The 12554-nt window shown below is 31.3% G+C and carries 9 protein-coding genes; all 9 read right to left on the bottom strand.

The window, feature by feature from the left end; translation table 11 throughout:
- Positions 1-17: 17 nt before the first annotated feature.
- Positions 18-440, bottom strand: coding sequence for a diol dehydratase small subunit (locus tag ACZ5TJ_RS05445; RefSeq protein ID WP_464201813.1), 423 nt, complete (start codon positions 438-440; stop codon positions 18-20).
- 24 nt (positions 441-464) lie between these two features.
- Positions 465-1040, bottom strand: coding sequence for a propanediol/glycerol family dehydratase medium subunit (locus tag ACZ5TJ_RS05440; protein ID WP_039310669.1), 576 nt, complete (start codon positions 1038-1040; stop codon positions 465-467).
- Between the two features lie 16 nt (positions 1041-1056).
- Positions 1057-2721, bottom strand: coding sequence for a propanediol/glycerol family dehydratase large subunit (locus ACZ5TJ_RS05435; RefSeq protein ID WP_464201810.1), 1665 nt, complete (start codon positions 2719-2721; stop codon positions 1057-1059).
- Between the two features lie 357 nt (positions 2722-3078).
- Positions 3079-3819, bottom strand: coding sequence for a response regulator transcription factor (locus ACZ5TJ_RS05430; RefSeq protein WP_464201809.1), 741 nt, complete (start codon positions 3817-3819; stop codon positions 3079-3081).
- A gap of 20 nt (positions 3820-3839) precedes the next feature.
- Complete coding sequence (locus tag ACZ5TJ_RS05425) at positions 3840-5075, bottom strand: sensor histidine kinase (protein WP_464201807.1); 1236 nt, start codon at positions 5073-5075, stop codon at positions 3840-3842.
- Between the two features lie 183 nt (positions 5076-5258).
- The gene (nifJ, locus tag ACZ5TJ_RS05420) at positions 5259-8771 is read right to left on the bottom strand and encodes a pyruvate:ferredoxin (flavodoxin) oxidoreductase (RefSeq protein ID WP_464201805.1); all 3513 of its coding nucleotides are present in this window, start codon (positions 8769-8771) and stop codon (positions 5259-5261) included.
- Between the two features lie 305 nt (positions 8772-9076).
- On the bottom strand, positions 9077-10150 hold the full coding sequence (locus ACZ5TJ_RS05415) for an undecaprenyldiphospho-muramoylpentapeptide beta-N-acetylglucosaminyltransferase (protein WP_464201803.1): 1074 nt from the start codon (positions 10148-10150) through the stop codon (positions 9077-9079).
- Positions 10151-10219: 69 nt separating this feature from the next.
- Positions 10220-11986, bottom strand: coding sequence for a single-stranded-DNA-specific exonuclease RecJ (gene recJ / locus ACZ5TJ_RS05410; RefSeq protein ID WP_464201801.1), 1767 nt, complete (start codon positions 11984-11986; stop codon positions 10220-10222).
- An 18-nt stretch (positions 11987-12004) separates the two neighbouring features.
- The gene (locus ACZ5TJ_RS05405) at positions 12005-12550 is read right to left on the bottom strand and encodes a DJ-1 family glyoxalase III (protein WP_464201799.1); all 546 of its coding nucleotides are present in this window, start codon (positions 12548-12550) and stop codon (positions 12005-12007) included.
- Between the last annotated feature and the right edge of the window lie 4 nt (positions 12551-12554).

Raw genomic sequence — 12554 nt, 5'->3', positions numbered from 1 at the left:
TTTTTGTTAGAAGTATCTTATTCTTGTTTTAACTTATTTCTCTTTTCGTATACTTCTACAGCTTCTCTTACGAATTCAGCGTTAACTTTTGCACCATATTTATGTTCAAGTTCATCTGCAATATTTAAAAGATCTTCTTTTGTTGAACGGAATGGTCTTAAAGCATTATACATTTCTAATATTCTGTCATCTGGAACTTTTATAAGTTCAGCAGCTCTTCTTAAGTTTCTTGCTATTGCATGTCTATTCATACCTTCAGCTATTTGAGCTTGCATTTCTAATGTTTCAGGTGATATTCTAACGTCTTCTGGTTTAACATCTCCATTTAAAACATTTTCTAAAGTTATATCTTGAAGATTCATTCCTGTTGGAGTTTTTATATCTTCTGGTCTTTTAATTGCTAATGGATAGTCCTTAGGACTCATTTTTTCGTTTGCCATATCCTTATTATGCCTCCCTATAATTTAGAATTTAACTTCTATTTCTATTGGTTTTGCACCTGGTTCTACGTGCTTAGTTTCTTTTATGTGGAATAACGCTGCTATTGCCATAAATTTAGGTCTAGCCATTTGGTCATTCTTTGTTGGAACTGGTGTTGGTGATTCTCCCTTTGCATATTTTGCTGCATTTTTACCTATTAATCTATAAGTTTCTAATGTTAATAGTGGTGCTTGAGGGAATAATTCTAAATTGTTTAAAGGAAGTAAATCCTTTTGGTGGATAACTGTAGTTCCTTTTGATTGTATTCCGATTCCGATTCCTGAACCACTTAATTTTGCTGCATCATTTGCTATAAATGAAACGTCTGAAGTTCTTACTATTCTAACAACTCTTGCATGTAATCCTTCTTCTTCTATACCTGCGATAAGTTCTCTTAATATATCAGTATGTTCTACATTAACTAATGTTCTATGTTGGAACTTTTCAAAAGCTGGTGCAAGTCCTATTACAACCTCGTCTGATCTTGTTCCGACTTTAGCTTCACCTACTTCTTTAAGTGTAAGCTTTGGTATAACATATTCATTTACTTTATTCTCCATATTATTCACCACTTTCTTATTCGATATCTTCTGGATTTATTACGTTAGGAATATTTTTAATTTCTTCCCATCTTTCTTTGCTTATTCTGTATCCAGTTCCAGGTCCTTTATAGTCATTTACATCATTAACTGCACTAATAACATCAAAGTCGTTATCAAGTATAGCTGATGTTTGAAGATAGTCTCCTGTTACTCTTTGCTTAAGCATGTTTAATATGTTGTTTGCAACATCATCAAATCCACCTTGGCTTAATGCTTTAACTATATCTAATCCAGTTATTCTCTTATTAAGCATTTCTTCTGCTGCTTTTAAGTCTTCTACAACATTTCTTTCAGGCATATCTTTACTTCCATGTGCATATGTTGCAGCTTCTACTTCTTCATCTGTTATTTTAGGGAATCCAAGTTCTCTAAATACAGCTTGAATAGCTCTTGCAGCTTTATTTCTTATTGCAATTGTTTCTTCTTCTGATACTGGTCTTAATCCACCATCTACCATTAAGTCTCTTTGTAATATGTTGTAATCATCAAAATCTTCTGCATCGAAGTTTGATCCAGCAAACATATTATCGTAGTTTGGAACTGCACTATATCCTGAGAATATGAAGTCTGTTCCTGGAAGCATTTGCATTAATGTTCTTGCTGTTCTTCTTATATCTGAATGTGAAAAAGTTTGGTCGTTAGCTGATGCAACTTCTATGTCAAGCATTGCTGCTATTAAGTTTTCTCCAAGTACTGCTCTTATTCCTGATGGAACTGCACCTGTCATACCTATACAACTAACTGCACCGTTTTGAAGTCCTTGAACTCCAGCACCTTTTGTTATGAAGATACATCTTGATTCTAAGTAAAGCATTGATTTTCCTTCTGCATATCCCATTAATGCTTCTGAACCTGTTCCTGATGTATATCTCATCTTAAGTCCTCTTGAAGCATAAGCTGATGCTAAGAATGCTTTTGACCATGGAGTATCATCTCCATCTGTGAATACTGATTCAGTTCCGTATACTGAAACTGTTTCTGCATAACTTGTAAGTCCTCTCATACCAAGGTCAAGTTCTGTAGCTTCTTCAACTGAACATTGAGTTAAAACTCCACCTCTTCCAACTTGTGAACCTATAAGTATTGCAAGTGCATTAAATGGTGCATATCTTACTATACCAACTGTAGTTTCTTGTTCTGAGAAACCTCTTATTCCAGCTTCTGCTGCATCTGCTGCAATTTGAACTGGATTATCTTTAAGGTTTGTTACGTGACATTGATTTGATGGAGTTTTTCTAGCTCTCATCTTTTGAAGTGCCATCATCATTTCAACAACATTCATATGTTCCATAACTTCTACAGCTTTTGCTGGAGTTATTGCTGTTGTTATTTCTACTATTTCATCTCTTCCAACATTTATATCAACTAATTTTCTTGCAATTTCTACTGAGTCTAATTTCATAGCTTCTTCTGCATAGTCAAGATTTATTGCATAATCTGCTATAAATCTGTCTATCATATCAAAGTCTTCTCTTTTTTTGCCGTCTAGTTCTACAACTACACCATTTTCTATTTTTATAGAAGATTTAGGGTCATTTGGACTTCCCATTGCTATTAAACCTTCTTCCGGCCATTCACCAATTAGACCATCTTGGTTTACAGGACGTTTTGCTAAAGCCTCGAATCTTTTTGATTTCACTTTAAGTTTCCTCCCTTATACATAAGTTTTATATTTAATATAACTTGTTATTTTTTTATCGATGTCTTTATTGTAATCTAAATCACTTTAAATTCCATTATAAAATCTTGTCTTCTTCTTGAATTAAATTGTTTAATTTTTATCAATTTAATAGTAATATTTATTTTTATTCAAAATAGAATGTTACTTTTTGGTCATTTTATATAGGGAAATGACCAAAAAGTTATATTTTTTCACTATTTATTAAATTAATTAATATTTTCAGTCTATTTAATGGAAAAATTTTTATTTCACAACTAAAAAAAGCGATTTTTTTGACATCAATTTATTTTATTAACATCAAAAAATTCGCTTTTTTTAATTTATTTCTCTATATTTTTTAGGAGTTACTCCTTCACTCTTTTTAAATACTCTTATAAAATAGCCACAATCATCAAAACCTAAATCTAATGCTATATTAAGTATTGGTATATCCGTATTTTTAAGCATTTCTTTAGCTTTATCTAGCTTTTTATTATTTATGTACGTTTTAAAATTAACTCCTACTTCTTTTTTAAACAGCTTACTAAAATAACATGAGCTTAAATTGCATATACTAGCTATACTCTCTAAGTTAATATTTTCTTCAACATGATCTTCTATATATTCTAGTGCATTTTCAATAGGAGACTTAATTTCATCTATGTTACAACTTGATTGTTTATAATTTATCGTTTCATTCTTGTTAATTTTTAAATTAACAATTAACTTTTCAATGTTTTCTATAAGTTCTTTTGGGCTTACTGGTTTTAATATGTAGTCATTAACTCCAACTACTAACGCTTTTCTAACTAAATCAAAATCATCATGTGCTGTTATCATTATTATTATTTTATTCTCATTTCGCCCTTTAATTATTTCTGCTGCCTTACATCCATCTAATCCAGGCATCTTTACATCCATTATTATTAAGTCTGGTTCAAATTCCTTATCAAGTTCTATGGCTTCTCTTCCATTACTCCCCTCAGCAACGACCTCTAACCTATCTAGGTCTTTTAAAATAATCTTTAATGCCCTTCTCTCTAGCTCTTCATCATCAATAATCATTGCTTTAAGCATATATGTATGCACCATCCTAACTATTTATCTTTTTTAAAGATAATTTTTACTAAAGTACCTTCACGAACTTTACTTTCTATTTCTATTTTATAATCATCCCCATAGTATTTAGCCATTCTTTTATTTACATTATTTATTCCTATTTTATCTAAATCTTTTCCATATCTATATTCTAATTCATCTTTTAAATCTTTTAATATATTCTCTGTTATTCCTGTACCATTATCTTTTATGCATAAAGTATAACTATCTTCATCTTCATTTGAGAATATATTTATTATTCCACCATCTTCTTTTCCTTCTAATCCATGAACTATAGAATTTTCAACGAATGTTTGTATACTCATAAATGGAATCTTTTGATTTTTAATATTATCACTTACATCTATTCCATAATTTAATCTATCACCAAATCTAACTTTTTGAAGAGCTAAATATGATTCTATATATTTTAATTCTTCTTCTATAGATACTACTTTATCTGCTTTTTTAAGTGTATATCTGAGCATATTTGATAAATTATATATGACTTCTTGAGTTTTTGGTGCCTCTTCTATTATTGCAAGCGCTGATATACTATTTAGAACATTAAATAAAAAATGTGGATTTATTTGTGCTTGTAATGCTTTTAATTTACAAGCTTCATATTCTTTTTCAAGTTCAGCTCTTTCCTTTTTAGCTTCAATAAATTTTATGTTTTTATCATTTAATTCTTTTTGAGCCATTTTAAGAACTGCTTCTTCTACTATGTAATTACTTATGTGGAACATCATATTTGCAATTGATTGAACTTTTTCAAATTTAAATACAGGTAATTTTTTATATGCCTTTAAAAGTTCTTCTTTTTCTTCTAGGTTTTTAAAATCATCTTTTCCATTAACTATATTTTCTAAATCTAAATTTTCTTCTTCTGTAAGAACTTGTCCTGCCATTACTGATCCTAAATATTGACCATTTACTATTATAGGTGTAGCAAAATCTACAAGCCCTTTATGACATCTATATATATATGGTCTTTCTAATCTAGCGGCTTCTAACCCTCCTCTAGAATCACATTTTTCACAAAGTTCTGAGAATTTCTCATTTTTTCTCATAAGATTGCAAAATTCACTACATTTACTATGTTTTGTTGCAGGTTTACCTTTATAATCAACTGTTATTATAGAAATGCCTGTAGCTTCTGCTATATCATCCTGTATTTTTTGAAAAATTTCTATATCTATAACATCATTTAAATACAAAATTCTTCTTGGCATATTATTCTCCTTATTTTTTAATAATTTTTTAGAATATTTAATTTAATTATACTTTGTATAAGTACTACTTTTCAACTCTTTCATTTTAATAACTATTTTGTAAATTTTTAAAGCATCACTATATTATTTTTATAAAAAAAAGACTTAAGTGAGTAATCTCACTTAAGTCTTTTTATTAAAATACTATTTTCCAGCTAATTTCTTGTAGCCTTCTAATCTTTCCATAGCATCTCTTTGAGTCTTTTCGAATAAAGCTTCTGCAGCTTCTGGGAATGCTTTTGCAAGTGAAGCGTATCTAACTTCTCCCATTAAGAATTCTTTAAAGTCTCCAGTTGGTTCTTTTGAATCAAGAACGAATGGGTTCTTATCAGTTCCTCTTAATTGTGGGTTGTATCTGTACATACCCCAGTATCCGCATTCAACAGCTTTCTTAGCTTCTAATTGGCTGTTACCCATACCTATTCTTATACCATGGTTTATACATGGAGCATAAGCGATTATTAATGATGGACCTGGGTAAGCTTCAGCTTCAGCTATTGCTTTAAGAGTTTGGTTCTTATCAGCTCCCATTGAAATTTGAGCAACATATACGTATCCGTAAGTCATTGCTATCATTCCAAGGTCTTTCTTCTTAGTCTTCTTACCTGATGCAGCGAATTTAGCTATTGCAGCAGTTGGAGTTGCTTTTGATGATTGACCACCAGTATTTGAGTAAACTTCTGTATCGAATACAAATATGTTTACATCTTCTCCTGATGCAAGTACGTGATCTACTCCACCGAATCCGATATCATATGACCATCCGTCTCCACCGAAGATCCATTGTGATGGTTTTACTAAGAAGTCTTTTTCTTTTAAGATTTCTTTAGCAAATTCATTATCTAATCCTTCTAAAGCAGCTACTACTCTATCAGCTCTATCTCTAGTTCCTTCTCCAAGTTCAACATTTTCAACCCAAGCTTTAAGAGCTTCTTTAGCTTCTCCTTCTTCTAATGAAACGATAGCTTCGTTAGCTAAGTCAACTAATCTTTCTCTTATAGCTTTTGCTCCTAAGAACATACCTAATCCAAATTCAGCATTATCTTCGAATAATGAGTTAGCCCAAGCAGGACCGTATCCTTTATGGTTAGTTGTGTATGGAGTTGAAGGAGCTGATCCTCCCCAGATTGATGAACATCCAGTAGCATTAGCTATCATCATTCTATCTCCGTATAATTGAGTTATAAGCTTAGCATATGGAGTTTCTCCACATCCAGCACAAGCTCCTGAGAACTCAAATAATGGCTTTTCAAATTGGCTACCCTTAACAGTTTTCTTGTTCATTGGGTTAGCTTTTGGTGAAACTTCATCTATTAGGTAATCCCAAGTTATAGCTTCTCCTTCTTGTGTATGAGCTGGCTTCATAACTAAAGCTTTTCCTGGAGCTGGACATACTTGAGCACAGTTTCCGCAACCAGTACAGTCTAGTGGTGAAATAGCCATTGCATAGCTCATTGGTGATTCAGTCTTAATTCCCTTAGCAGGAACCATCTTTAATCCTTCTGGAGCATTTTTAGCTTCTTCTTCATTTAATAATATTGGTCTTATAACTGCATGTGGACATACGTAAGCACATTGGTTACATTGGATACATTTTTCCTTATCCCATTCAGGTACGTTTATAGCGATACCTCTCTTTTCAAATGCAGCAGTACCTTGTTCGAAAGTACCATCTTCCATTCCATCGAATGCTGATACAGGAAGATCGAATCCTTCTTGTCTGTTCATTGGGTCAACGATTTTCTTAACGAATTCTGGTCTTTCCTTAGTTTCAGCTACAACTTCATCTTTAGCATCTTTCCATGATGCAGGAACATTAATTTCAACTATTGATTCGATTCCCTTATCGATAGCAGCGTTGTTCATATCAACAACTTTTTGTCCCTTCTTACCGTATGAAGTTACAACAGCATCTTTTAAGTATTTAACAGCGTCTTCTACAGGGATAATGTTAGCTAACTTGAAGAAAGCTGATTGCATTATCATGTTGATTCTTCCGCCAAGACCGATTTCTTGAGCTATCTTAACAGCATTTAAAGTATAGAACTTAATGTTGTTTTCAGCGATATATCTCTTGTATGAAGCTGGTAGATGTTCTTCTACTTCTTCTGGGCTCCAGATTGAGTTTAATAAGAATGTTCCATTCTTCTTTAATCCTTCTAGAACGTTATATTTGTAAACATATGATTGGTTGTGACAAGCTACGAAATCAGCTTTGTTTATTAAGTAAGGTGATTTGATTGCTTTCTTACCGAATCTTAAGTGTGATACTGTTATACCACCTGATTTTTTAGAGTCATATGAGAAGTATCCTTGAGCATACATGTCAGTATGGTCTCCGATAATCTTGATAGCACTCTTGTTAGCACCAACTGTACCGTCTGATCCAAGTCCCCAGAACTTACAAGCTGTAGTTCCTTCTGGAGTAGCATCGATATCTTCGTGAACTTCTAATGAAGTGTTAGTTACGTCATCAACTATACCGATTGTGAATCCGTTCTTTGGTTCGTCTTTAGCTAAGTTTTCATATACAGCAGCGATGTGACCTGGGTTTGGATCTTTTGATCCTAATCCGTATCTACCACCAACTATAACAGGAGCGTTTTCTTCACCGTAGAATGCACTCATAACGTCTAAGTATAATGGTTCTCCGTTACATCCTGGTTCTTTAGTCTTATCTAAAACAGCTATCTTCTTAACTGTAGCTGGTATAGCTTTTCTTAATCTAGCAACGTCAAATGGTCTGTAAAGTCTTACTTTAACAACCCCAACTTTTTGTCCGTTTGCATTTAAGTAATCTATTGTTTCTTCACATACGTCTGTACATGATCCCATTGCGATGATTACTCTATCTGCATCAGCAGCACCGTAGTAATCGAAGCAGTGATATTCTCTTCCTGTTAACTTAGTGATTTCAGCCATGTATCCTTCAACGATGTCTGGAACAGCATTGTAGAACTTATTAACAGCTTCTCTTTCTTGGAAGTAGATATCAGGATTTTGAGCAGTACCTCTAGTCACTGGGTGATTTGGATTTAAAGCTCTATCTCTGAATGCTTGTAAAGCTTCCATGTCAACTAATGGTTTTAATTCTTCTTGATCTAAAACTTCAATCTTTTGGATTTCGTGTGAAGTTCTGAATCCATCGAAGAAGTTACAGAATGGAACTCTTGATTTGATAGCTGATAAGTGAGCTACAGCTGATAAATCCATTACTTCTTGTACTGAACCTTCAGCAAGCATAGCGAATCCTGTTTGTCTTGCAGCCATAACGTCTTGGTGATCTCCAAAGATGTTTAATGCTGAAGTAGCTAATGCTCTAGCTGATACGTGGAATACTCCTGGAAGTAATTCCCCTGAGATTTTGTACATATTAGGTATCATTAATAATAAACCTTGTGATGCAGTGTAAGTAGTTGTTAATGCACCAGCTTGTAATGATCCGTGAACTGCTCCAGCAGCACCAGCTTCTGATTGCATTTCCATTACTTTAACAGGTTGACCGAATATGTTCTTTCTTCCTTGTGCTACCCATTCATCAACGTGTTCTGCCATTGGTGATGATGGTGTTATAGGATAGATAGCTGCAACTTCTGTGAATGCGTAAGATATATGAGCAGCAGCAGTATTACCATCCATAGTTTTCATTTTTCTCATCGCGTGACCCCTCTTTCAATTATAAAAATTAAAAACAAAACTCTTTAATTAATAAAAAGTCCATTTTTAAACTTCCTAATGAGTAATATATAGTAAATAAAATTATACATTAACCAAATAAAATACAATTTTATTTAATATCGCTTTGATATTTTTGTTTAAAATATTTCTTAATAATGTTTCAATACATTAAACAAAAAACCGTCTCTTTTATTATATAACACTATTTTAAATTTGCAAGTTTCCAATTGAAATTATCCTGTTATTTATTCATTTTTATTTTTACATTATTTAGATTTATATTATTATCTTGTAATGCTACTTTTTATCACACTTATAATCTCTTTTACTCCATCATTTAGCTTGCTTTCATTCATATTTTTTATAAGATCTTGTTTACTTTCTTTTAACATTTTAATTCCTTCTAAGATTCCTTTTTCTTGAAGCTCTTCTTCTTGCATAACTAATGAGAAACCTTCCTTTTTAAATGAGTTTGCATTTAAAATTTGGTCTCCTCTACTTGCATTTTTAGATAGTGGAATTAAAAGTGTAGGCTTCTTAAGCGCCAAAAATTCGAATATTGAGTTAGCTCCAGCTCTTGAAATTATATAATCTGCTGATTGCATTAAATGTTTAAGTTCATCACTTACATATTCAAATTGCTTGTAGCCATCTAACTTCTTTAAAGACTCATCAATATTACCTTTACCACATATGTGTATAATATTGTTATCTTTCAGAATATTATCTATATTCTTTCTTATGTTGTCATTTATAACTTTTGACCCCAAACTCCCCCCCATTATAAGAATTATATCTTTATCATTTTTAAAGCCACAAATTTCCTTACCTTTCGCCTTTGATCCTGATAAAATTTCTTTTCTTATTGGGCTTCCTGTTAAGACTCCTTTATTATTTTTAACAAACTGTAAACTTTCCCTAAATGTCACACATAATTTATCACAAAATGGTGATGCTAATTTATTAGCAAGTCCTGGTGTAATATCAGACTCATGTGCTATTACAGGTATCTTCTTCATTGAAGCTGCTATAACAACTGGAACTGTAACAAATCCTCCTTTTGAGAATATAACATCTGGTTTTTCTTTTGATAATATTTTTCTAGCTTCATGAATACCTTTTATAACTTTAAATGGATCAGTAAAATTCTTTATATCAAAGTATCTTCTAAGTTTACCTGATGAAATGCCATAGTATGGAATATTATTGCTTGTTATAATTTCTTTCTCTATCCCATCTTTACTTCCTATATATTTTATTTCAAATCCTTCTTCTTGTAATGATGGTACTAATGCTAAATTTGGGGTAACGTGCCCTGCAGTTCCCCCTCCAGTCATAATTATTTTATATTTACTCAAAAAATATCCACTCCTTATATGTCTTTATAACAATTTTATCTATTTATATAATATATTATATAGGCTTATTTATAATCTGAAACTCTTTATTGATAATTGAATGGTAGAATTTCCTTTAAATTCATTTATCTCAGGATAATATAATATATCCATTTTAAAATTACAATATCCTGTATCTTGTAATTTTAAAAACTCTTCTTCTCCATATTTATCAATATAAAGATTTTTAAATTCTTCGTATTTATTAAAATTGACTCCATCTATTTGCATTCCATTTGAAAATTCCATTTTAAATCTTAAGAAATTTTTATCTTTCCCCATAAATATAACTCTTTTTACTGTTATATCTTTATCTGCAAATACAGGACTCCAGTTTCCTTTTCCAAAAGGTCTCATTAAAGAAAGCTTATTTACTAGTTCTTTATTTATATACTGAAGCTTTAATGGCGCATCTATTATAACTTTTGGAATTATATCTTCATCTTTTAATTGACATCTCTCATTTAATTCTTTTCTTAATAATGGTATGTTTTCTTTTAATACAGAAAGTCCAGCTGCCATAGGGTGCCCCCCAAATTTATTCATAAGATGCTTGCACTTAGAAAGTTCTAAAAACATATTATACTCTTCAATTGATCTTCCAGAACCTTTTGGCATTTCTTTCCCTTCTGTTAATACTATGCTTGGAAGATTAAATCTTTCTCTAACTCTTCCAGCAACAATACCTGCAATACTTTCATGTATAGTATCTTCATAAACTACTATTACTCTTTCATCTTTTCCAAGAGTCCTTTCAACCTTATCTATTACTTTTTCTGTACTTTCAGCTGTAAGTTCTTGTCTTTTTTCATTTAATTCATTTAATTTATAAGCTAATTCTTTTGCTCTTTCTTCATCTTCTGTTATTAAAAGTTCTACTGATATATCTGCAATTTCTAGTCTTCCAGTTGCATTTATACAAGGTCCTATAACAAAACCAAAATGATATTCTGATATTGGTTTATCTTCTAGATTTTTCACTTTTATAAGTGCTTTTAATCCTTTATTTGTAGTATTATTTATAAGTTCTAAACCTTTTTTTACTATTATTCTATTTTCATCTATTAAATCTACAACATCACATACAGTTGCAATTGCTGCAAATTCTAAAAGTTCTATACTTTCATCTAAATCTATTGAAAATTCTCTATAAAGTCCTTGAATAAATTTAAATGCAACCCCTGCACCACATAGATTTTTAAAAGGATACATGCAATCTTCTCTTTTAGGATTTATTACTGCATCACCTTTTGGAAAACATTTATGCTTTTCTCCATCTTCTTCGATTATAGGTATATCATGATGATCTGTTAATACAACTTCTAGTCCAAGTTCTTTAGCAAAACTTACTTCATCAAAGGCAGATATACCATTATCACAAGTAAGTAGTACTTCTGCGCCTTCTTCTTTTAAAATCTTTATTCTATCTTTGCTCATTCCATATCCTTCACTTTCTCTGTTTGGAATATGGTAATCAAAATTTGCGCCTAATCTTTTTAAGCCTTTATAAAGAATTGTTGTACTACAAACCCCATCACAATCATAGTCACCATAAATTATTATCTTCTTCCCTTTTTCAATGGCATTTTTTATGATACTTACACCTTCTTTTAAGTCTTTTAATAAAAAACTATCGTGCATATCAGAAATTGTACCATTAAGAAAAAGAGAAGCTGCTTCTTTAGTTGAAATTCCTCTATTTGCAAGTAATCTAAGTATTAAACTATTTTCGTTCATTTCACTAGATAACTTTAGGAATTCCTCTTTTTTATTTCTTACAAGCCACTTCTCTTTCATTATTCTTCCTCTTCTAACTTACTTTATTAAATTATATAACATTTCATCTCTAAGCACACTGCTTTTTGAATTATTAAGTACATCTAGTAAAGTATATGAAAATTCTAAAGCTGTTGCAGGTCCTCTACTAGTTATTAAATTTCCACTTATAACTACTAAATCATCTTTATAATTTCCTTCTTTTAGATCATCTTCAAATCCTGGATATGATGTAATATCTTCTCCACTTATAATTCCAGCCTTTGCAAGAACTATTGGGGCTGCACAAATTGCTGCAATTTTTTTATTTTCACTATTCATCTTTTTTAATAAGTTTATAACTCTTACATCATCTCTTAAATTTGTAGCACCTGGCATTCCGCCTGGTAATACTACCATATCAACATCTAAATCATCTGAAAGAATTTCATCTGCTATGACTTTTATGTTGTGTGCACCAGTAACTTCTTTTTCATTAATTGAAACCATACTACAATTAATGTTTCCTCTTCTTAAAACATCAACAACTGTTAAAGCTTCAATTTCTTCAAAACCATTAGCTAATAATACTGCTACTTTCTTCATTTTA

The organism is Clostridium budayi, from assembly GCF_055396605.1.
This window is presented reverse-complemented; position numbering and strand designations above follow the sequence as displayed.